Source organism: Pseudoalteromonas sp. SCQQ13 (assembly GCF_015864415.1).
Taxonomy (GTDB): domain Bacteria; phylum Pseudomonadota; class Gammaproteobacteria; order Enterobacterales; family Alteromonadaceae; genus Pseudoalteromonas; species Pseudoalteromonas nigrifaciens.
This window is the reverse complement of sequence record NZ_JADYXG010000019.1, coordinates 54861-78215: the sequence shown is the minus strand read 5'-3', so window position 1 is coordinate 78215 and position 23355 is coordinate 54861. Positions and strand designations below refer to the sequence as shown.

Sequence of the window (23355 nt, the reverse complement as noted above, 5' to 3'; positions counted from 1 at the left end):
TCTGCGCCGCATTTAGCTTCGCCACATTTGCCTTCTTTTTTAGCTTTTGCTTCGCCGCCACACTTACCTTCGGTAGCATCTATTTGATAGCCGGTAACCATTTGTTGAAACTCAAAAGGATTGGCTTGCACATCCACAGATACAAAGCTTGCAGAGCCAACAACAACTGCACCTAGTGTTAACGCGATTGAACTTTTTTTGATTGTATTCATTATATGACTCTCTTTTTAATAAGATTGTATAACCAAAGAATTGGAAAATACGAGTATGTATTTAAGTAGACCTGTATAAAAATAAAAAATTTCATTTTAGTTTAATTAATTGTAAACTTTTTGGCTAAAGTAACTATGCGCGGTAATTACGGATTTATCAATTTATGATTAACGGTTACACTACACATCCCTTTATTTAGCCATAATTAATCTTTCTATGAAACTTGTTTTAGCACCGATGGAAGGTGTTGTTGACTTCAAAATGCGCCAACTTCTTACCAATATAGGTGGTTTTGACTTATGTGTGACTGAGTTTGTGCGTGTTGTTGATGCTTGCTTACCTGATAAAGTTTTTTATCGTTACTGTCCTGAACTTAGCAATAATGGCCTCACTAGTGCTGGTACACCGGTACGCATTCAGTTATTAGGTCAAGTTGCAGGTGCGCTTGCAGAAAATGCAGTTAAAGCAATTAGTTTGGGCTCCCATGGCATAGACCTAAATTTTGGCTGCCCTGCAAAAACTGTTAATAAAAGTAAAGGCGGAGCTGTACTGCTTAAAGATCCCGAGCACATGTATGAAATAATTAAAGCGGTAAGAGACGCCGTTGATAGCAAGCATCAAGTGAGTGCAAAAATTCGTCTTGGTTTTGATGATGACAGTAACAGCCAAGAAATAGTAGATGCTGTTGTCAGCGCTGGTGCAAGTAGTATTGCAATTCATGCTCGCACTAAACGTGATGGCTATAACCCACCTGCTTATTGGGAAAAGATCCCACCTTTAATTAAAGATAAAGATATTGCGGTTGTGGCCAATGGCGAAATATGGCAAGTAGCTGATGCTATGTTGTGCCAAAAACGCAGTGGTTGTACCGACTTAATGCTTGGTCGTGGTGCGTTATCTCATCCCGATTTAGCAAAAAAGATTAAAGCGAATATAAATAATGAACATTATGTAGGGCTCGAGTGGGAGCATATTCTTTATCATTTAATAAATTCTGCTATTCATCACGACCCGGCTAAAGATGAAAAGTACTTTGCATCGCGTACTAAGCAGTGGTTAGGCTACTTAAAGCGTCAGTACCCACAGGCAATAACATTATTTGACGAGATCCGCCGGTTAAAGGCCAAAGAAGATGTCGCAGAGGTACTAAGTAAGTATGCCAAAGCGCCACAGTTTGATGCAAATCATAACGCGTAAGTAAATCTACCTAGATAATACCCCTATTGCTCAATGCTAATTATAAAGGGGTTATACACGATGCAACATCAGCAAAGGTTAATTAATGAAATAGAGGAAGTAAAATTAACTATATTAAACTTACTTTCTCAATCAGCGCATCTATCTCATCAGCATTTATTATCTTTATTAACGCAAACAGTCAATGCAGAGTGGCTCGATTTGGCGGCGCAAAAACTAGGTCCCGAATACGGTGAATATATTCAACGAATGACCACTTTAGAGGCTGCTGTGAGTCAAATTGAGATAGGTCAGTACGGTTATTGCTGTGATTGTGAAGAGCCTATAACCACAGCATTACTCGAATTAGATCCAGCTACACAACGTTGTGAACAGTGCGCTAAATAAAGCGCACATTGAGCAACGTTAAGTCGCTGGAGCAGTTAAAGTAATTGCTGAGCAAAGCTAAATGCCTGCCCAGGGTAAAGCACTATATTTTTAACTAATCTTGTTGCATCTATTTCGCTAATGTTTAAACGCTTTATTAAGTTAACCTTTGCCTGTGGCAAGGTCCACGCATGAATATGCAATCCAACATCAGTTTCCATCATTGCTAACATTAGCGTTTTTTGCTGCGCTAAAAGTGATTTGTTTTCAGCTATAGCGGGTAAGTTTCTAAACCCCGACAACCAATCTAAACCTGGTACCTCTTTATCCCCATTAGTAAATTGCACCAAAAATGACTGTGGATAAATTTGGCTAACCTCCTGATTGGCTGGTTGTGTACTTTCCTCTTTTAACTGCTCATTTATAATAGTAAGCCACTCTAGCGGAGAGTGCACTGTACCACTAAAATAGTTTAGCTTACTTTGATACCACTCACTGCCATTAGCTAAACCATATAGCCCGACACTTCCTCTGGGGCTATATTGCACTAAATAATCTTTTAAAATATTAAGTTGAGCTAATAAGCTATTGGGTATGTTTTTATCGCTTAGTGCACTAAGCACATAATTTTTTATTAAATTGTGTTCAATTTTATTCAACTTTAAATTGCTTAATTGCGCACTTTCTAGTTGTCGCTGCACAAATTCAAGCCAATTACTTATATTTTGATAGTCACTCTCTGAACTTGCTAAGTTAAGTAAATTAACTAAAACATTTGTATGTGCTGGCCAGGCAAAGTAACGCTCAGGAAAACGCTCTGCAATAACAAGATAGTTAACCTGCTCAGTTTGCTGCTTGGTTAGTTGCATTTGCATTAAGCTTTGATAAATAGCGTGGCGTTTTTTTAAATACGCATCTGTAAAAGGCAATTGCTCACCACGCAGCCCTGCGTATTTACTATTTTTTGGCTGATATAAAGCTAAGTTAAGCGATTTTAATGCGTGCTGCGCTTCATCAAACGATGTGTACTGCTGTGGTTGCTTAGAGCAAGAGGCCAAAAATAGACAAAGTAAAAATGAAAAAATAAGCGTTTTGTTCATGTTCATCCCAATAAAAAAAGCCCCAATGGGGCTTTTTAAAAATTGCTAATATACATTAAAAATTAAATTTTAACACCGTTGCGAGCGGCTTTATCTTTAATATATGTAGCCCAACCTTTTGCAAACTTACGCGTGCGAGGGTCATCCATAGCTTTAGTAATTGCAGCATGTGCTTGCTTATACTTAGCTTGGTAGTAGTACGCTTCAGCTAAATCTGAATAAATAGTGCCCTTTTTATCAGAGCCTAACTCTAGTGCTTTGTTCAAACGAACAACTGCAGCGCTAAAGTTTTCAGATTGTAAAAGTAACGAACCGGCTTTGCGATAAAGCTCAGCATCGTTATCAAATTTTGCAGCTTCTTCGTAATACTTAGCGGCTTTTTCAATATCTTTTGAACGATGGTAGTTACTAGCAATTGCACTGATATTTTGCTTAGTGCGTTGTACTTTTTCTTCTTTAACACCTTTTTCAAGCGTTAATGCTGCTTTATAAGGTATTTCGTTTAAAGAATAAAAGTTAGCTAGTACTTTGTATTCAACTTCGTTCTCAAAGTAACCGTTTTTGTATGCAACTTCCATAGTTGCTAGGCCTTTTTTGTAGTCTTCAGTTTGTAAGTAATACTTACCTAAGCCTACCCAAGATTTTTTATCATCTGGCCATACACGAACGATTTCTTCTGCAACTTGAACCATATTTTGATACTGCTTTTGTTCAAAATATGAAGCTAGCTTAAGTTGATAAGGAGCTTTTGTTGGCTCTTTTTCAAGCTTAATCGCTTTATCTGCAGGTTCTATAACATCCTTAAACTGTTTAAGTTCGTAACTTGCTTGCGCAATACGAGTATAAACTTTCGGATCTTCTTCACCTGTAAAGTCCATCCAATCAGCGTAGGCTTTTTTTGCAGCACTATATTGCTCAGTACCTGCATACATATCACCTAAGGTTTTTAAACCCTGTGCTTGATCGGCAAAGTTTAATACATCTGGTGCAATCGCTGCTTTCATATACTTAATGGCTGTTTTGTATTGCTCTTTTTGAGCATACATACTACCTAAGTAACGATTTACAGTTGCTTTGTCAAAATCGTTAGACGGATCTAACTCTTTAAGTAAAGCAAGTGCACCATCAACATCATCTTCATTATACAAGTCAAACGCTTTAATTACCTTTTTACCAGTACGCTCGCCCATGATTTTAGTTTTTGCTTTTTTACGCTCTTCAATTTTTGCGTAATTTGGCGCCGCTAAAACAGGTGCAGTCAAAGCTGCACCCGACACAGACATAAGAATTGCAAGAGCAGTTACTTTAGATAAATTTCTCATTACTCGCCTCCTTAGTTGCCTTGGTTAAGTTTAAAGTCTAATTGAACTTGTAAACCAACTTGTCTTTGTGGTTTACCGTCAATAATTTTAGGACGGTACTTCCACTTGCGCAATGCACGTTTAGCTTCACGGTCAAAGACACGTTTCGGGTCAGCGTCAATTACATCAACGTCAACCACGCCACCTAACTCATCGATAGTGAACGAAAGTTGAACCCAACCTTCTCTACCATCACGTGCTGCTTGCGTTGGATATTTTGGTTCAATTCGAACGATAGGTGTCGCATCACCATCTCGTCCAAATGCACCCGGACCACTTAGTCCACCTGCCGTGCTTCCCACATCGATGCTTGGCATATTAAATGACAATCCACCAGGATTAGGGTTGTTATTTTCCGGCTGTGGCGGCTGCGGTTTAGGCGGCTGCTTAGGCGGTGGAGGAGGAGGAGGCGGAACACGCCTTCTTTCCTGCACCTTAGATTCAGGCGGATTCGTCATTATTTCGACTATGATCTGCTCTTTTTGTTCAGTATTACGGTCAGCCCCACCAGAGATGAGGAATGCCATGAAGTAGAACAAGCCGAAAGTAACTGCCCCACCTGCAATCAGTGAAAACAGAAAACGAATCATTACTGATCTCCAGCGATTGAAATTCTTAGGTTATCACCCGTCGCTTTAATCTGGTCCATCACTTTAACTACCGTGCCGTGCTTAGCTTCTTTATCAGCTTGTATAATCACAACTTCGGTAGGTTGCTCTGCTAATAAACTTTCAATTTTTGCTGAAATACGTTCAACATCAATTTGTTGTTTATCAACCCAGATTTCGCCGTTACTACGTATAGCAATAAAAATGTTAGCATTTTTTTGCTTAGTAGCTTGGGCAGCTTTTGGTTTATTGACCTCGATACCAGCCTCTTTAACGAACGATGTAGTTACGATAAAGAAAATAAGCATGATAAATACGATGTCAAGCATCGGCGTCATATCGACCGCTGCTTCTTCTTCTTCACGAAAACGTTGTTTACGTGCCATATTTAATTCTCTCTCTAGTGATGAGGCATGTTATCTACAAGTTTGGCTTTCACCATTTTAGCTTTTGTCTCAAGACGTGAGCTAAAAAACACTCCAGATAGTGCCGCAACCATTCCAGCCATTGTTGGGATTGTTGCCATTGAAATACCTGATGCCATTAATCGTGCATTACCAGTACCTTGACTAGCCATGGTTTCGAAAACCGAAATCATACCCGTAACAGTACCTAACAAACCTATTAAAGGACAAACAGCTACTAATGTTTTAATCAACAACATACGCTGATCTAATTTTTCAGACGCTTCAGAAATCCATGCTTCACGGATTCTGTGTGCGTACCAAGACGTAGTGTCTTGGCGGGCATCCCACTTTGCAATAATTTCTTGCGATAAACGCGGAAACTCTGCAAGTAAGAACCAATAGCGCTCAATCATTAAAACCCACATCAGAAAGAGTGCTATCGCGACCACGTATAAAACCTGGCCGCCTGTGCCAACAAAATCCCTGATAGATTCCCATATCTCCATCAGGACTAGCATTAGGCTTTCTCCTTCTCCGCGTGAGTCGCAACGATACCTGCGCTTTGCTCATCTAGGATGTGTAATACCGACTTACTACGACCAGCTACAAGTGCGTGAAGTAGAATTAGTGGTAGTGCAGCAATTAGACCTAGCGCTGTAGTTACAAGTGCTAGAGAGATATTACCAGCCATGATCTTCGGATCGCCCGTACCGAACAATGTGATTGTTTGGAACGTTAATATCATACCGATTACTGTACCTAGTAGACCAAGTAATGGTGCGATTGCAGCAAGGATCTTGATAATGTTGATACCAGCTTCGATGCGTGGCGTTTCACGAAGAATCGCTTCATCAAGTTTAAGCTCAAGGTTTTCAACATCTTGATTCTTGTTGTCATGGTACACTTTAAGAATACGACCCAATGGGTTATTTGTATTCGGTGTAGCAACATTTTTAAGTTGGCTCTTAATTTTGCTTGTAGTAAGCGTAAGGTCAACAAAACGAATTAGAGTAATTAACATACCTAAAGCTAACAACGCAGTAATTATGTAACCTACTACGCCACCTTGATGGAAGTATTCCATAAGTGTTGCTTTTTGAGTGTTAATACGCAAAATCGCGCCACGTGTTGGATCCACATATACACCAGCATAGTTGTCAGGTGATGTTTTTTCAAGGTCTGCAATACCGTCTAAAATGTAGCTATCAGGCTGCTTACCAAGTGGTTGAATCGACTTTGTTTCTGGTGAATAAATTAAGTAACCGTCGTCTGTAACTAAGTTAAAGTTACCAATACGTGTTACTTTTTTCATTGACGGGTTACCGTCAAGACCAGCAACTTCAGTTTCAAAAGTAGAAACTTTAGCAGACTCTGTCATTTCAGTTTGAAGTGAAATCCAAAGCTCTTCTAACTCACGAACTGTAGGAAGCTCTTTAGCCGCAGCTAATGAACGTAATACTTCAGCACGACCTGGCTTTTCAGCACTTACTAATGACGCTTCGATAGAACCGATAGCATCTTGAGCTGCACGACGTACAACACCAAACATTTCACCAAGTGTACCTTGAGCATTTTGTAGTGCTTGCTCTTTCTCAGCTAGCGTGTTTTCGTTTTGTGCATACTCTTTAGTTAAACGATCGCCACGTGACTTTTCAGCAACTAATTGGCTTTTCGCTTTATTAAGTAATGATTGCTTGTCAGCACGTTCTGATAAGAACTCTTGCTCACGTTGCTTATTGATTTTACCTTCAGAGATACGCTCTTGCTTTACTTGCTCAAGAATTTTATCTAATGCATTCGTATTTGCGTGTGCATTAAGCGCGGTACCTGCAGAAACAGTTAGTACTGCTGCAACAGCAAAACCTTTAAATAGTTTCTTCATTATTGATTACTCCGCGCCAAAAATTGGTAGTTTAACAAGTTCTAGTGTCGCTTGCTTACGTGCCATACGGATCACTTCTTTAACAGGTTTTAGGTATTCTTCACCTAATTCTTTCCACTGTTTAGTGTTGTTATCCCAAACCCAAGCATGTTTTAAGTCAAATGACTGTGCAACATAAGTAATACGACCTAAACGACCGATATCAACGTTAATGCTACGGCCATCAACATCAAGCGTACCTTGTGAAGCATTTACAGCTGAGCTGTATGATGTTTCTACTGTGTAAGCTTCAAGTACTTGACGGAATTTCTCAGACGTTGTTACAGAAGAAGAAGACATGATTTCACGTAATCTTTCAACACGACCTAAGCGCGTTTCAAGATTAAATGGAACGTCCGCTTTGATGAATTGCTCAAGCGTATCGATCATGCGATACATCAGAGGCACAACGTTTTGTTTAGTGTTATCAATAGTTGCTATTTGACGGTCAAACGATTCAATAGACGCGTTTTGGTCATCAACCAAACGTGCTACGTGATCGTTGTACACTTTCATAAGTTCAGTCTCATCAACGATGCTACGGTACTCAGCTATTAGCTCTTGAGTTTGACCATATACATTGTCAATTTTAGTTTGAGACTTAACTGCAGCCTTTTGAATTTGCTGACCTGCTTGTTGCACGTCATTCAAAGGATCTGCAATCACATTGCTGCTTGCAAATGCAAATGCGCCAACCAACGCAGTTGCTACAAGACTCTTTCTGATTTTAACAGACATAGTTCCCAACCAATTAAGTAATGTTACTTTTATAATTTAATTATCAACCTACAAGAGGAAGACAACCCTGATATCTTTTAATAGATATCAACCTTTCAATAATGCTAAATGCAGTAAGTCATGTCAACTTGATGTTTAGCATTACCTATAAATAAATATGCATATGAACTAGTTATTTAATATACCAACCCGATAACATTAACATTATTGCAACCACTTTACCGCAAATACTTTCATGAAACCCTTTTGTAATAACAACATTCATAATTAACAACTTAAAAATAAACATTATTATAACATTTGATATTAACTATTTAGAGACTAAAAAAAAAATATAAATAACCTTCTATTATTTTATCTTTAACAAATTTTGAGCGTTTTATAGACGAAAACTCATTTGTACCATAGATAATCTACAACCCTCTTCATAATAACTATTGTGTATTACATTATAAAAAACTAATCATAAAGGTAGAATTCAAACAATAAATATGGCTTATCCATTTTTTAAAATGCAAAAATAATATCAATCATTACCACCCTATTAGCACAATGTTTATTTTTAATGTTTGCTACTAAAGCGGTATCTGCAGGCTTATTTTAGAGTAGTTGATAATTACTACATCCCCTAAGGCAATAATATTAATATGCTTAATTTAAAGGGTTATTTTAATGACGAGCAAGCCTCTTGTTCTTAATCAAGGCTTTATATTTCGTTGTTCTGAATCATTACTTTGCCATCACTTTCACTTAGTACGCTCGTGTGGTGACTAAAAATTACTTTTAACGCAGCTAGTGATGATTTAATTCTATAGTCTGATCATTTTTTATTAATTTAAAGTGATGTGGATTGATTAACACAGCATTAAAGCTAAGGAGTGCTTCCCCCTTAAACTATGAGGCTGGTAGTTTGTAATATCCTGTTGTAGCGCCTTTGTTCGCTCGCAGCACTTACATACGCAACTTACATGCGTACACAAGTTACTTTTAATAACTTTGACGACCTTTTATTAAAACTGCTTTAAATTCAGTGGGAGTAAATAACGAAGGGGGATTTAAATTAACTACGCACAAACAAAAATTAGTTACTCTTTTTAAGTTACTTTCAACACAGTGAAGAAGCTATTTAATCTTTTTTAATAATATTACCATTAAACTTTATAATCCATGATTTGCTGTGTTTGTGGTTATTTAAACTATAAATAGCAAATACATAAAGAATGATTTTATTTATTGAGTAATGGAATTTTTAAAAATTGTAATTATTAAAATGACGCATAACAACAGAGTGTTTAAGCTGATAAGTGATAATTAAAATATTTGGAAGTTAATATTTGGAGATAAATATTTGGATTTTATTTGCGGGAATGTGAATTATTTAAAAAGAAAATTATGGTGAAACAGTAGCCTGTTTCACCACGTTGAACGAAGGTTCACATAATAAATTATGCTGCTTCTACGTTCTCAGCTTCAGGGCCTTTTTGACCTTGCTTGATGCTGAATGTCACTGCTTGACCTTCGCTAAGAGTGCGAAAACCAGAACCAGTGATTGCGCTGAAATGTACAAACACGTCAGGACCATTTTCTTGTTCAATGAAACCAAAGCCTTTAGCTTCGTTGAAAAACTTTACTTTACCAGTAACCGACATACTAAATTTTCCTGTAAGTCAATAATTAAAATTCAGCCATATTATTATGGCAATATCCTCCTTGAATCAATGCTCAAAAATATGGAGGTACAGTACAGGAAGAAGTAATAACCAAACCGGTAACCTTAAACGCAGCACAACATCCGTAAATTCATTAGGCAAAAACTCAAAGCAAGTTAAGATTAGCACATTAAATTTTATTTCGCTCTATTAATTAGAAAATATTTATCAATAATGCGTTGTTTCTGATTTTTTTTCTTAAACGGTTAATTTAAAAGCAAATAAATATAGATTTTATCCTGTAATTGTCACCTTGCTGGCGATACTATTAAACGCTTTAGTATTTTCTATAATCATCTAACAATAAATCTAAAGCGCTTTTCTAAAATTACCAGCTGATTCTACCTAAACTTTAAACTCCGTTTAAAAAATGAAAAAGCCGCTTAGCTAAGCTAAACGGCTTTAAAAATTTTAGGTATTGTGAGCAACCAGGCTACTTAACTTGCCAGTCAATTGTATCCTCTGCCTTTATAGGTACTACTTGTGAGTCGCCAAGCGTATAACTTGCAGGCACTTGCCACGGGCTTCTTTCTAAAGTAATGGTATCTTTATTACGTGCAAGGCCATAAAAGTCTGGTCCAAAAAAGCTTGCAAAGCCTTCCAGTTTGTCTAGTTTACCAGCGCCTTCAAATGCCTCTGCGTATAACTCAATAGCAGCATGTGCGGTATAAGCTCCTGCACAACCACACGCAGCTTCTTTTTTATCTTTATAATGAGGCGCTGAGTCAGTACCTAAAAAGAATTTTTTATTACCACTTACTGCAGCAGCCATTAAAGCATGTTGGTGAATATTACGTTTTAAAATAGGTAAACAGTAATAATGTGGGCGAATGCCCCCTGCCAGCATATGGTTGCGATTGTACAGTAAGTGATGAGCAGTAATTGTTGCTGCAACATTATCCGGCGCATTAGTTACAAACTCTACCGCATCTTTGGTTGTAATATGCTCAAGTACTATTTTTAGCTCAGGAAAGTCAGTTACTACATCACCTAAAATCGTTTCGATAAATATTTTTTCACGGTCAAAAATATCAATAGACGAATCTGTCACCTCACCGTGTATTAAAAGCAGCATGCCTACGTCTTGCATTGCAGCTAAAACAGGGTAAATATTTTTAATTGAGGTAACACCTGAGTCTGAATTTGTTGTTGCACCTGCCGGATATAGTTTTGCTGCAACTATTTTGCCAGTTGCTTTGGCTTTTATTATTTCATCTGGGGTTGTTTTATCTGTAAGGTATAGCACCATTAAAGGCTCAAAATTGCCTTGTGGGCCTGCAGCCATTATACGTTCTCTGTATGCTAATGCCGTATCTGTACAAGTTGCTGGCGGCATTAAATTAGGCATAATAATTGCTCGACCCATATAACGGCTAATATCACGAACCGTGTCTTTTAATTGATCACCATCACGTAAGTGTACATGCCAATCATCTGGCCTGGTAATAGTGAGTGTTGCTGCAGAGTCTGTATTTTTAACGGTCATGAGTTGGTCCCTAAGCTAAATTTATCCGATCATAGGCATAGGACGTTTTCGAGTAAAGATCTTATTATAAATAATCAACCTTTGTAGCGCTGCAATTAAACTTTACAGTTTACATAAAGCAATTATCATTTTGTTTTGTAGGAAAGTTAATACCATGTTAAATTAGTACCCGTATTTATACTTAACTAAGAACTACATTATTTGCTATGCCTAACAAAGTAGATATCACTACAGCGCTCGAAGTTAAAACCGATCAGCTGAGTATAATTAATCAGTTCTCTTCAAGCTTGCTGCAATTAGATACGCTTGATGAGCTATTTGAATATGTAACTACCCAAGTGATTAATAGGCTTGGCTTTGTTGATTGTGTTATTTATCTTGCTGATACTGCCAATTTAACGCTTATTCAAGCCGCTTCTATGGGCGTTGCCAGTGAGCGCAAAGAATATCAAGCACAGAGAAAAGTGATCCGCTTTGATGAAGGTATCACCGGCTATGTAGCAACCACAGCTAAAGCAATCATGATTGGCGATGTAACCAAAGATAGCCGCTATATTGCTGATGAGCGCCCTGCTCAATCTGAAATATGTGTTCCACTTATATACAAAGATCATGTTTTAGGGGTAATAGATTGTGAGCACCCAATTAAAAATTACTTTACTAACTCGCACCTCGAAATACTCACTACGGTTGCTCACTTATTAAGTGCCAAAATAAACCAAGTTAATACGGTAAACAGCTTACAAACAACGGTTTTACAATTAAATAATGCCCAAAAGTTAGAAAATAGCCTGCTGCAAATTGCAAACTTAACTTATAAAGCTAAAAATTTAGACGTTTTTTTTGAATCGCTGCATTTAATTATTAATAGTTTACTCCCTGCCGATAACTTTTTTATAGCGCTATACGATAAACAAATTGACGTGTTAGATATTGTTTATATTGTTGAAGAAGGCATTAAAACCAACAGCCATCAAAAAATTTCAAAAGAGCAATTAAAAGACACTGCCTCGTATTATTTATTAGTTACGGAGCAATCTTTACTGCTCACTAATAGTGAGTTTTTACACCATGTAGAACAACAGCATTTTAAAATGGTGGGTAGGCGCGCAGAATCTTGGTTAGGTGTCCCATTTAGGGTAAACGATCGCCATAGCGGTGTTATAGTAGTGCAAAGTTACGATAAAGCACTACATTACAGTCAACACGATAATGCGCTGCTGACCTATGTTAGCCGACAAATAAGTATGGCGATTGATCGCCAATTAGCTCGCCAAGAACTAGAGCACCGCGCCCTGCACGATGACCTCACTGGTCTAGCTAATCGCTCATTACTTATTGAGCGAATTAAGCATGCTATTTTACGCCTTGCAAGAGCAAAAAAAGGCACTAGCCACGCCTTACTCTATTTAGATTTTGATCGCTTTAAAAGTATTAATGATTCACTTGGTCATGAAGTTGGTGATCACTTTTTAATAAAAATATGCCAATTAATTAAAGGCACGGTGCGCAATACCGACACATTTTCACGTTTAGGTGGCGATGAGTTTGCTATTTTTATGGAAAACATCACTCACCGCAATCAGGTAACGGATGCGCTCAAACGCATACAACTTGCCCTTTCAAAGCCAATTAATATTGACGGCCACCTATTACAAGCATCTACAAGTATTGGCGTAGCATTAAGTGATAACGAAAACGACAAAGCCTATATTTTATTGCAACAAGCTGATGCAGCTATGTACGAAGCTAAATCGACAGGACGCGGACAAGTTAAGCTATTTAATAATATTATGCGCAAAAAGCTTAAAACACATGCCGATATTGAAAACGACTTACAACACGGTATAGAGCACAATGAGTTTGAGCTGTATTTTCAGCCTATATTTACCATTGCAACATGTGAAGTAATCGGTTTTGAAGCACTTGTTCGTTGGCATCATCCCAGTAAAGGGTTTGTACCGCCAAATGACTTTATCCCAATTGCTGAAAAAACCGGGCAAATAATTAATTTAGACTTACATTTATTAGATTTAGCCGCACAACAAATTAGCACTTGGCATCAACAAGGACACCGGTTTTTAAAAGTCACCGTTAATGTATCGTCTCGTCACTTTGCCAGTTTAGATTTTGTGGCACAAATTCACGCTATTTATAATAAATATCAGCTCCCGCTGGGATCTTTGTGTTTAGAAATTACTGAATCGGGGTTAATCGAAAATTTAGACTTAGCTACGCAAATAATTGAAGGCTTATCGCCATTAAAAGTAAAGCTTTGCCTTGATGACTTTGGTACAGGTTACTCAGCGCTTGGTTACTTACATCAGCTACCTATTCATATTTTAAAAATAGATAAGAGCTTTATTGATCACTTACATGACTCAGCCAACCCACTCGTTGATGCTATTTTGTCGCTAGCAATATCACTTAATCTTGCAGTGGTTGCTGAGGGGATTGAAACTGCTGAGCAACTCGCTATTTTACAAACTACGCAGTGCAATTACGGGCAAGGCTATTTAAAATCAAAACCGGTAACAGCCCAAGAAGCTATTTTACTAATCAACGCCCCACTATAATAAAAAAGCCAGCTAATTATTGCTGGCTTATTTTTACGATTATTTTTATATAAGTAATATACGTAAGCTACATTTTTAAGGTGTAGATCTAACCTTTAACTCTTCACGCAGCTCTTTGGTTGTTTTAACCATGTTGGTAAGTGCTTGTCCCATGATCTGGTTTTAAACCACAATCTGGATTTATCCACAAACGCGCAACCGGTGCTTTAGCTGCTTTGTGAATAATTGCTTTTTATCCATGCAATACTGGGCATCTTAGCTGTATTAATATCCTAATACACTTGGTCAGTGTCATTCGGGTAATCAACATTTCAAACCTTTGTAATAAATCCATGCTCGCCTACAATATTTTTAGTAATCACACCAAAACCCAACATGAGCTAAACTCATGCAAAATCCATCAAATCTATTTTAAAATGACTTTCATGATTAAAAAACTTAATGTTAAGCATAGAGGTTACTAATAAAACACAATTAACAGCCTTCTAGACGTTGAAACGTTTTTTGTAAAAGCGTAATATGTGCTTACTCTGAGTTAAACTCACCTTTTTCATGAGAATTTTTAAAGATGATTGGTCTTAAACACTTAAAAACCATTGCTACCTTAAAAGAAACGGGATCTTTGGTTAATACCGCACGTGAGTTATTTTTAACACAATCGGCTTTATCACATCAAATCAAAGATTTAGAGAACAAATTAGACTGCCAATTGTTCGAGAGAAAAACCCAACCAGTACGATTTACCCCCCAAGGTATGCTATTACTTGAATTAGCCCACGAAATATTACCAAAAGTAGAAGCAACCAAGTGCCGCTTAAAAGAAAGTTTAAACCAGCCTATTTCACAAATGCGCTTAAGTGTTGAGTGCCATGCGTGCTTTCATTGGTTATTGCCAACAATTAAAGAATTTAATAATTTTTGGCCCGATATAAAAATTGATTACGAACGCGGTTTTAGCTACGACGCCATCCCTGATTTATTAAGTGATGAACTTGACCTAGTGCTCACCTCAGATATACGCGAACCCGACCAGCTAGAATACGCCCATTTATTCGACTTTAAATTAAAGCTCATTGTTGCCCCCGACCATGATCTTGCTAAAAAAGCCTATGTAACTGCGCTTGATTTAAAAAACGAAACTATTATTTCCTACCCTATTCCGCGCGAACGCCAAGATATTTTTAAACACTTTATTCAAAATGCCCGTTTTGATGGCACACTTAAAACAGTTGACCAGGGATTACTTATTTTTCAACTCGTTAGTGCGGGCATGGGCGTGGCTGCATTACCCGACTGGCTGGTTACACCTTACGAAAGCCAAGGATTAATTAAGTCAATTCCGCTAGGAGCATTAGGCTTAACTCGCCCTATGTATTTAGCGATGAAAAAAGAAATGAAAGACAACCCTGTTTATCGTCACTTTTTAAATACCTGTAAGTTAAATAACGGTCGATAAACATCTTACACATGAGTAATATAAAGCTAACTTAGCTTTTTATATTACTCATTATGTTTGCCATTAAAAAATTATTGGGTGGTTTATTAATGCCACTGCCTTTATTGGGTCTATTTGCCCTTATTATGCTACTTTTGGCATTTAGAGGTAAAAGATCTGCTTTATTTTTATCTTTTATAAGCTTAACGGCGCTGCTTTTAGTCAGCACACCGCTGGTTGCTAACCTAATTATAAAAAATAACGAGTCACCCGCACTGGCATTTAATTCATTAAAACAGCCAAAAATTGACAAAATAGTCGTACTCGGTTGCGACATTAACCCCAACACGGCTTTAAGTGCTAATAACCAACTTGGCAACTGCGCACTTACTCGTTTAGTCGAAGGCATAAAGCTAGCCAAACTCTACCCAAATGCACAACTTATTGTATCGGGCGGCGGATACCAAAAAGTCACTAATAGTAGCTTAATGTATAACACAGCAATAAATTTAGGCATTAATAAAAATCGCTTAGTGCAAAATCCAGCGGCTATGGATACCCCAGCCGAAGCAAGATTATTAGCCCCCACATTAGTTGACTACAAAGTGGCATTGGTTACTTCAGTTTTACATATGCCGCGCGCAAAAGATTTATTTAACGCCCAAGGTGTTGAGGTAATAACAGCGGCAACTGACTATCATAACTTTGCTGTATTACCTTGGCACAAACAACTCGTACCAAATGCCCAAGCTTTGCATGTAGTAACACAATACAGCCATGAGGTAGTGGGTAAAGCGTGGATCAGCATGCGCCGTTGGATAGACCCAGAAGCACTTTAACGTAAGTTCAACGCAGTAAATTACAAAAAGTGTATTAAACCGGATTTCTTAAATAAGTGTCCGGTTTTATTAATTTATAACTCTTTTGCCAATAACGTGTGTCGTACATTTTGCCAATGCGCCACATAACATCCCACAAAGTTACACGTGTTAGTGCACTTACCAAAGACAGCTTTGATTACTTTGTTAAGCAACAAGCAGTGACTTTCCATCGCGCTTAGAGTCAAATTCCAAATGCTAAAGCAGATACATAGGGAGCTCACTTTAGGCCATTTTACTACATGAACAAGCTATAACTATAACCATCATCATCCGGCACTAGAGGGAGTAATATTAGCTACACTACCTTTCAATTGGCCACTTCACTTTAACTGTATAGATTTTATTTTCTTAGTATCAATAAGTTTTTCTAAAACACTTTACTTAAAGTTTTTTTCGCAAAAAATGAGATAATAATACCCGGAATAGATAAAGCAACGGCAAAGTACACCAAGCTCATAGGTGAATAAATCCCCAGCAGCAGCCCAGCAACAGAAGATGCGATCATAACGGATAAATTAAATACCGAGGACTGAACTGAAGTAGCAACATCTTTAGCATTTTTTACCTGCCTGCTAACGGCGGCCTGCATTAAAGTGACTAAGGGACCAAATGAAAGACCCCAGATAAAAAAAGCAAAATGCCCTACACCTTTTACTTTGCCAAACATTAGTAATGTGAGCATAGAAACAATAAGTAATGCAAACATGGTTATTGTTAATAGCCGCAGGTATTTATCGATAAGTTTTATAGCTAAAAAAACAGAAATCATCGAACCTATACCAAAAAACAATAAAGCACTTTCAATCCCACCAGCTAAACCAATTTCCTCAACCAGGCTTGTAATGTAAACATAGGCACCATAATGTGCGGTTACACCAAGCAAGGTAAGCACAAGAATAACTAGTACAGCTGGATTTGTTAATACCGCAAAAGGTGAGGAGCTTTTGCTCAGCTTTTCACCGGGCGCAGAAGGCAAAGCAAAAAAGCTAATAATGGCAATAGCAATAATAACCAGCCCAAAGCCAATAAACTCACTTCGCCAACCATATTCATTGCCAATAGTGGTCATTATGGGCATACCAAGACTAATTCCCAGCGTGGTGCCTGCCATAATAACCGCAATAGACTTGCCATGATGTTCCTCATCTACCAGTCGCATACCGTAAGCTGCAATCATTGGCCACATCACACCTGCACAAATGCCTCCGATAATTCTAAGAAAAATAATAACGTTATAATTATCAATCAGCCCAACCACAATGTTTGAAACGGCAAAGCCACTCAACAAAATCAGCAGTAAGTGCTTGCGATTAAATTGCATCGTCATTGATATGAGCGGAATTGCAAATATCGCTGAAGCAATGGCGTAGTAGCCCACCAAATTACCTGTTTGCATCTCACTAATATTGAGATCGGCCATCATTAAAGGCATAACACCTGAGGGCATCAGCTCCGATAATATCCCTACAAAGGTCACTGACGACATCAAGATCATAATCAGCCATGGGAATAAGCTAGCGGTTTTTTGAGAAATATTTTCAGTGCTCATAATTTTTATCGGTTCTTAATTTTTTAAATTTATTGGCTTAGATGCTGCCAGATTAAGTATGTGGTGAAAACAGATGTTGTTCCTATAGTCTATTGTTAAGTGCATACTATTTGGTTGTGCTGTTGAGTTGCAGTAAATCCCATTTATTACTATATAGGTCTTGAAAAAACACTACTGTGCCATACTCTTCAACTCATGGCTCTTCATTAAATACAACATCATTTGCTTTCATTAGCTCATAGTCTCACCAGAAATCGTTGATCTGTAAAAGTAAGAAAACACGTCCACCGGTTTGGTTACCAACAGCTTGTGTCTGCTCGTTTGTGCTCCTAGTAAATTCGTACCATTAGAATAGGGAAGATAAACCTAAACTCAGCCCTTCCCGCCACCTAAATCAGTATCTTCGAGGAATGTAAATTGAAGTTTTTTAGTATACAACGCGATAGCATCATCGTAGTTTTTAACGATTAGAGCTACATTTTAATGTGCGGTTGAACTGATTTAGACATGGTAATTTCCGGATATGTGCAGCTTTACTAACTACGCTGCAATTACAAACCTTAAAATAGGTGTTTTTTATTTTCCGTGATGGAAACTACCACCTCTGATACTATTGTTATACGCTACGTGGAGCAAACATTATTATAGCCATACCTACAAGTGCTACACCAGACCCCACAAGATCCCATGTAGTTGGACGAATACCATCAACAGCCCACAACCACAAAATAGCCATGAAAATATACACGCCACCATAAGCAGCATAAACCCTACCTGCAGCGGCTGGATGCAACGACAATAACCAAGCAAATATAGCCAGGCTGAGGGCTGCAGGAACCAGTAACCAAACCGATTTCCCCTCACGCAACCAAAGGTATGGTAAATAACAGCCAATAATTTCTGCCAAAGCCGTAATTAAAAAAAGACCAAATATTTTCATTTCGCTCAAAAGTGACTCCTCTCATTACTTATATTCGAGGCTCTGAAGTTTCTAGTTATAGAAAAACGGCTTCAAGCATTCCTCAAAAACGCGATCACGACTTAAATCTAAAGCAGCTCATAAATATAAAATAGCCTCATAGGTTAGTAGCTTAAGATTTATAGCTTAAGCTTTACCTGTCACTTTGTATTTAGTAAAAACCACCCAGCCGCAACCTTCACTAACACATGTATTAATATGGTTTTTTGTATTGTTTACCAAAGCCATGAGAGCTAATGATGATTTTATATTTATTGCATTTTTAACTATTTATACTGGGTTATCTATGTCAATAAATGTGACGTCAAAACCATGCTCTTGAGCGAGTAGCTCACCTAATGCTTTAATGCCGTAGCGCTCTGTGGCGTGGTGCCCTGCGGCAAAAAAATCAATATTTTGCTCGCGCGAGCTATGAATAGTTTGCTCCGAGGCTTCGCCAGTTAAGTAGGCGTCAAGGCCTTGCTCTGCAGCTAGGTCAATGTAACCTTGCCCGCCACCGGTGCATAACCCAATTGTCTCTATTTTATCGGTTCGTACTAAACTGCTCAGTGGTGATCTGTTTAACACTTGAGCTATTTTATTGGCAAACTCTTCACCCGTTAACGGTGTTTTTAAACGCCCTTTCATTGCTACGCTGTTTGCAACAGGCTCTAAACCCGCTTCAATTTCAATATCTAGCAACAGTGCTAATTGTGCGTTATTACCAAGTACCGGATGTATATCGAGCGGTAAATGATAAGCAAATAAGTTAATGTCATTTGCTAATAACGCACCAATGCGGCGTTTTTTCATACCTGTAATTGGTTGCGATTCGCCTTTCCAAAAATAACCATGGTGCACTAATATTGCATCAGCATTTTTTTCTATTGCAGCATCAATCAGTGCTTGGCTTGCAGTAACACCAGTAATTATGGTTTTAATTTCATTTTTGCCTTCAATTTGTAGGCCATTTGGGCAAAAATCATTAATTGTGTGGGGTTTTAAAATGTCATTTAACAGCTGGTTAAATTCTCGACGTTGCATACAAGCTACCTTACTTAACACTGAATTTTGTGCAAATTTTGGCTGTTTATGAGCTAAAATGGAAGGAAAATCGCAAAAAATTGAAAAACACTTTTAAAATAGGTATAAATAGGACTTCTTTATCTGTGTTAACAACGTATAGGGTCTCTAATGAGCAAACTAGACAAAACAGCAGTGTTATCTGCCTTTGAATCAGCGTATGAAGCTGCCAACGGTAAAAAACCTGAAATCACTACAAAACCAGGCTGGTACAGCATCGATGGCGGCAAAAATTTACGCCTAGCTGATGTAGCAGAGTTAACTAAAAAGTTAACTTCTGGCAAAACTGCTAAAACGAAAAAAACTAAAGTGGCTGCGCCTGCTAAAGCACAGAAAAAAGCACCATTTACTGTTGTTACCGAAAATGAAGACGGTTATACAGCTGAAGAGTTTTGGATTGTAGAATTAGCGCGTAAAGAGCACGATTGCCGTTTACCGCGCGGTGTTGTTTAACATCCTAATGTGATTTTAAAATAAACCGCGTTAAGCGGTTTTTTTATGCCTAAAAAAAGCGGCTAACTTAACACTAAGTTAGCCGCTTTTAAATGCGTTAACGTTATTTAAACTCTAACTTTAAATGTTATTTGTTGTTTTCAAAATAAAGTGGTTTACGCTGTTTTTTACCCACTTCAATCATAGTTGCGGCATTAAATAAGCGGCCGTTGATCATGGTGTAGTCAATTTTGTCTGAGTCGCGGATATTACTTAGCGGATCGCCATCAATTACCATTAAATCAGCAAGTTTACCTACTTCTAGCGATCCGACGTTTTTATCTAGCCCTAAGTACTTAGCTGGATCGAGTGTAGAGGCTCTAATTGCTTCAAGTGGGGTCATGCCACCTTGGGCAAACATCCACATTTCCCAATGCGCACCTAAACCTTCACGTTGGCCATGCGCTCCTAAGTTAACTAGTACACCTAGGTCTTGCAGCTCAGCAGCTACGCGGGCATTGTTAAAATGGTTATAGTGATGCTCGGGTGCTTTAACGCGGCGCATTGAGCGCGGTAATAATTGGTTTTTAGGCACAAATTTACTTAACCGTGGGTGATTCCACACATCCGTTTTATCGTACCAGTAATTTTCGCCCCAAATACCGCCATAGGCTACAACAAGCGTTGGTGTATAACCTACGTCACTTTGTGACCACAGCTGTTTTATATCGTCGTAAATATGCTCTACCGGAATTGAATGCTCAATGCCTGTATGCCCATCTACTATCATACTTAGGTTATGTTGTAGTAATGAGCCACCTTCGGGTACTACCATCATTTGCAGTTCACGCCCCGCTTCTATTACTTGCTGGCGTTGCTCGCGACGTGGTTGGTTGTACGATTTAACACTAAACGCGCCAACCTTTTTTAAACGCTCTAAATGAAATTTAGCATCATCTAACGAGTCAATATGCGAGGTATACCCTGGCATATTGGCACCATACAAAATAGTACCGGTAGAGAATATACGTGGGCCAACTATCATGCCTGCTTTTTGCATTTCACTGGCGGTGAATATTTCAGAGGTGTCGTTTGATGGGTCGTGAATTGTAGTTACACCTAATGCAAGCCCTGCAAAGTTTTTCCAGTTTTGTTGTGGAATAATTTCATCACTTGCTTGCGAGCCATGTGCGTGGGCGTCGACTATCCCTGGCATAATCGTTTTGCCCGTTACATCAACTACTTTAGCACCTTTGGGAATGCTTACTTCAGCGGCTGTACCAATGGCTTTTATATGCTTACCATCGGTGATAATCACACCATTTTCAATAACTTTTTCGCCATCCATAGTAATAATTTTAGCGCCCGTTAGAGCTATCATGCCCTTTGGCTCAGCCATTTTTTTACTAAAACTAATGTTATCGCCATTTTTTACTTTAAAGTCTTTATCGTCAGCTTTATTAATAGCAAACATACCCTCAAGGCTGGCATGATAAAGCTCAGGACCTAAAGTCCAATACAGTTTATTGCTATTAGCGCTCCAGCTAATATTTTCTCCCGCACGAACAGATAACTGCTCAATAGGAAATTGGTTGTCTGTAGGGCTAATATTAAGCGTTTTACCGCTTTCTACAAACGGTGTTACAAATACTTTAAAGCGCTCAGCAAACGCAAGATATTGGCCATCTGGCGATACTCTAAACTCGGTGGCATGCTCAGATTCGTAAAGCTTACGCACTTTTTTAGTATCAAGCTCTACTACACTCAGCGTTGGTTTTGGCCACGGGCTCATGATGTACACTCGATCGTTAGCTGCGCCAAACTGTGGCTGATAGCCATTTTTTGAAATTAACTCACTTTTGCCGCCTTTAGTACTTACGCTGTAAACTCCTGGGTTTAGTGACCACTTAGGGTTTAAAATACTGCCACCGGTGGCTTTGCGATAAACCACTGTTTTACCGTCTGGGCTAAAGGTAGGCTCAACGTACTTACCCGGTTGCTCAGTTATGGTGTCACCACGGCCACTGCTCGCAGAAACCACACGTACTTGACCTTGCTCGTTATCGTCCCACGTGGTGTACACTATTTTTTTGCCATCGCGCGAGTATTGCGCAAATAACTCGTAATGATCGGTTTGTTTGGTTAAACGCTTAATTTTACCTGATTCTAAATCACGTTTATAAATGTGTCCTAACGCTTCAAAAATAGCCGTTTCACCATCGGGGCTAATTTGTACGTTACGCAGCATTTTTACATCAAACTCATCAGTATCGAGGTTTTGAGTAAAACGCACTGCTTTTTGAATTTTTTTAGTGGTTTGTACTTTAAAAACAATGGTTTCTACCGATTTATCGCTAACATCGAGTTTATGTATTGTGCCACCAGCCCAAAATACCAGTTGTTGATTATCTGGCGTCCAAGCAATCGTGGGGTAAACACCATGAATAGCCCAAGTTTCTTGCATATCGCGTTCTAACTTATCGTACAGTTTAGTGTGCTCACCGCTAGTTAAGTCGTATAAGTACAGGCTAGTTTGAAAGTCGTCACGCTTTATATAAGCAAGCTTTTTACCATCGGGTGAGGGGGTTGGTCTTATTGCGCCACCCATGCCACTAATCACCGTTTCAATTTCGCCGGTTTCACGGTCGTAACGTTTTATTTTATAAATTCCCGCCACAGAGTCTTTTGAATAGTGAAAGGTTTTACCTGGTGTTGCATCATGCGAAAAGTACACATAACGACCATCGGGCGAAAACATCGGCTCACCCAAATCTTTTTGATCGTCAGCTCGCTTGGTAAGCTGTACTCCTTTACCACCCGCTTTATGATAAAGCCATACTTCGCCTGCCCCTAATGAGCGACTTGCGGTAAAGTGTTTACGTGCAACTAGGTAGTCGCCATCAGGACTCCATGCAGGGCTGTTTAATAAGCGAAAGGTTTCGTCGGTTACTGCACTTTGGTTTTCGCCGTTTAAATCCATAATCCAAATATTATCGCCGCCACCTTGATCTGAGGTAAAAGCAATGTGTTTACCATTTGGGCTAAAGCGCGGTTGCATTTGCCATGCAATATCTGAGGTAAGTTGTGTGGCATTGCCGCCACTTATTGGCATAGTATAAATATCGCCAAGTAAATCAAACACCAGTGTTTTACCATCAGGGCTAATATCTAGGTTCATCCATGTGCCTTGATCAACACTAATGGTGGCATCTACAAATTGCCCTTTAGGTGAATCTACTTGCCATTTTGGCTCATCGTCTTGTTGGGCTTGTGCGTTGCCTAGTGCCAATGACACAGATAAAGCTAGCACCGTTTGCAGCATTTTTTTCATGCAA

At 38.6% G+C, this 23355-nt stretch carries 21 protein-coding genes and 1 pseudogene; 6 read left to right on the top strand and 16 right to left on the bottom strand.

The window, feature by feature from the left end:
* A partial coding sequence (locus tag I6F41_RS14600; RefSeq protein WP_442960630.1) for an HvfA family oxazolone/thioamide-modified RiPP metallophore occupies positions 1 to 212 on the bottom strand: 212 nt, incomplete at its 3' end.
* Between the two features lie 217 nt (positions 213 to 429).
* Here I6F41_RS14600 and I6F41_RS14595 point away from each other — a divergent pair.
* Both I6F41_RS14595 and I6F41_RS14590 read left to right on the top strand, forming a co-directional pair.
* Complete coding sequence (locus tag I6F41_RS14595; protein WP_182678485.1) at positions 430 to 1410, top strand: tRNA-dihydrouridine synthase; 981 nt, start codon at positions 430 to 432, stop codon at positions 1408 to 1410.
* Between the two features lie 60 nt (positions 1411 to 1470).
* Complete coding sequence (locus I6F41_RS14590; RefSeq protein ID WP_089368028.1) at positions 1471 to 1797, top strand: conjugal transfer protein TraR; 327 nt, start codon at positions 1471 to 1473, stop codon at positions 1795 to 1797.
* A 35-nt stretch (positions 1798 to 1832) separates the two neighbouring features.
* Here I6F41_RS14590 and I6F41_RS14585 read toward each other — a convergent pair whose 3' ends face one another.
* The 9 genes from I6F41_RS14585 to pyrC all read right to left on the bottom strand — a co-directional run bounded on the left by I6F41_RS14585 (position 1833) and on the right by pyrC (position 11106).
* Complete coding sequence (locus I6F41_RS14585; RefSeq protein WP_197108683.1) at positions 1833 to 2876, bottom strand: hypothetical protein; 1044 nt, start codon at positions 2874 to 2876, stop codon at positions 1833 to 1835.
* A 62-nt stretch (positions 2877 to 2938) separates the two neighbouring features.
* Positions 2939 to 4198 (bottom strand): tetratricopeptide repeat protein, encoded by a 1260-nt coding sequence (locus tag I6F41_RS14580; RefSeq protein WP_011327876.1) that lies wholly within the window; start codon positions 4196 to 4198, stop codon positions 2939 to 2941.
* Positions 4199 to 4209: 11 nt separating this feature from the next.
* Positions 4210 to 4827, bottom strand: coding sequence for an energy transducer TonB (locus I6F41_RS14575; RefSeq protein ID WP_011327875.1), 618 nt, complete (start codon positions 4825 to 4827; stop codon positions 4210 to 4212).
* Positions 4827 to 5231 carry an ExbD/TolR family protein gene (locus I6F41_RS14570; protein ID WP_007583867.1) on the bottom strand — a complete coding sequence of 135 codons (405 nt, stop codon included), beginning with the start codon at positions 5229 to 5231 and terminating at the stop codon, positions 4827 to 4829. Before I6F41_RS14570 ends, I6F41_RS14575 begins: the two co-directional genes overlap by 1 nt.
* Before the next feature lie 14 nt (positions 5232 to 5245).
* Positions 5246 to 5770: a MotA/TolQ/ExbB proton channel family protein gene (locus I6F41_RS14565; protein ID WP_011327873.1), complete on the bottom strand. Its 525-nt coding sequence runs from the start codon at positions 5768 to 5770 to the stop codon at positions 5246 to 5248.
* Entirely contained in the window at positions 5770 to 7134 is a 1365-nt protein-coding gene (locus I6F41_RS14560; RefSeq protein ID WP_011327872.1) for a MotA/TolQ/ExbB proton channel family protein, read from the bottom strand. The genes I6F41_RS14565 and I6F41_RS14560 overlap by 1 nt, the downstream gene beginning before the upstream one ends.
* A gap of 6 nt (positions 7135 to 7140) precedes the next feature.
* Entirely contained in the window at positions 7141 to 7911 is a 771-nt protein-coding gene (locus I6F41_RS14555) for a DUF3450 domain-containing protein (RefSeq protein ID WP_011327871.1), read from the bottom strand.
* Positions 7912 to 9356: 1445 nt separating this feature from the next.
* Positions 9357 to 9560, bottom strand: coding sequence for a cold-shock protein (locus tag I6F41_RS14550; RefSeq protein ID WP_002961702.1), 204 nt, complete (start codon positions 9558 to 9560; stop codon positions 9357 to 9359).
* Positions 9561 to 10053: 493 nt separating this feature from the next.
* Complete coding sequence (pyrC, locus tag I6F41_RS14545; protein ID WP_086993324.1) at positions 10054 to 11106, bottom strand: dihydroorotase; 1053 nt, start codon at positions 11104 to 11106, stop codon at positions 10054 to 10056.
* Between the two features lie 206 nt (positions 11107 to 11312).
* Here pyrC and I6F41_RS14540 point away from each other — a divergent pair, with 206 nt between their 5' ends.
* Entirely contained in the window at positions 11313 to 13682 is a 2370-nt protein-coding gene (locus I6F41_RS14540) for a GGDEF domain-containing protein (RefSeq protein WP_182683243.1), read from the top strand.
* A 124-nt stretch (positions 13683 to 13806) separates the two neighbouring features.
* Here I6F41_RS14540 and I6F41_RS18065 read toward each other — a convergent pair whose 3' ends face one another.
* Positions 13807 to 13872 carry a hypothetical protein gene (locus tag I6F41_RS18065; protein WP_231613568.1) on the bottom strand — a complete coding sequence of 22 codons (66 nt, stop codon included), beginning with the start codon at positions 13870 to 13872 and terminating at the stop codon, positions 13807 to 13809.
* A 378-nt stretch (positions 13873 to 14250) separates the two neighbouring features.
* Between I6F41_RS18065 and I6F41_RS14530 the strand changes: the two genes are divergently transcribed.
* Positions 14251 to 15138 (top strand): LysR family transcriptional regulator, encoded by an 888-nt coding sequence (locus I6F41_RS14530; RefSeq protein ID WP_011327866.1) that lies wholly within the window; start codon positions 14251 to 14253, stop codon positions 15136 to 15138.
* 53 nt (positions 15139 to 15191) lie between these two features.
* Positions 15192 to 15956: a YdcF family protein gene (locus tag I6F41_RS14525; RefSeq protein WP_197108681.1), complete on the top strand. Its 765-nt coding sequence runs from the start codon at positions 15192 to 15194 to the stop codon at positions 15954 to 15956.
* Between the two features lie 409 nt (positions 15957 to 16365).
* Here I6F41_RS14525 and I6F41_RS14520 read toward each other — a convergent pair whose 3' ends face one another.
* The 4 genes and pseudogenes from I6F41_RS14520 to I6F41_RS14510 form a co-directional block, all read right to left on the bottom strand.
* On the bottom strand, positions 16366 to 17547 hold the full coding sequence (locus I6F41_RS14520) for an MFS transporter (RefSeq protein WP_197108679.1): 1182 nt from the start codon (positions 17545 to 17547) through the stop codon (positions 16366 to 16368).
* Between the two features lie 106 nt (positions 17548 to 17653).
* Positions 17654 to 18056, bottom strand: a pseudogene (locus I6F41_RS18060) (VOC family protein).
* A 107-nt stretch (positions 18057 to 18163) separates the two neighbouring features.
* The gene (locus tag I6F41_RS14515) at positions 18164 to 18487 is read right to left on the bottom strand and encodes a YnfA family protein (RefSeq protein ID WP_011327860.1); all 324 of its coding nucleotides are present in this window, start codon (positions 18485 to 18487) and stop codon (positions 18164 to 18166) included.
* A gap of 309 nt (positions 18488 to 18796) precedes the next feature.
* The gene (locus I6F41_RS14510) at positions 18797 to 19549 is read right to left on the bottom strand and encodes a Nif3-like dinuclear metal center hexameric protein (RefSeq protein ID WP_011327858.1); all 753 of its coding nucleotides are present in this window, start codon (positions 19547 to 19549) and stop codon (positions 18797 to 18799) included.
* Between the two features lie 150 nt (positions 19550 to 19699).
* Here I6F41_RS14510 and I6F41_RS14505 point away from each other — a divergent pair, with 150 nt between their 5' ends.
* Positions 19700 to 20041 (top strand): hypothetical protein, encoded by a 342-nt coding sequence (locus I6F41_RS14505; protein ID WP_011327857.1) that lies wholly within the window; start codon positions 19700 to 19702, stop codon positions 20039 to 20041.
* A 127-nt stretch (positions 20042 to 20168) separates the two neighbouring features.
* Here I6F41_RS14505 and I6F41_RS14500 read toward each other — a convergent pair whose 3' ends face one another.
* Positions 20169 to 23351, bottom strand: coding sequence for an amidohydrolase family protein (locus tag I6F41_RS14500; protein WP_197108677.1), 3183 nt, complete (start codon positions 23349 to 23351; stop codon positions 20169 to 20171).
* Positions 23352 to 23355: the final 4 nt, after the last annotated feature.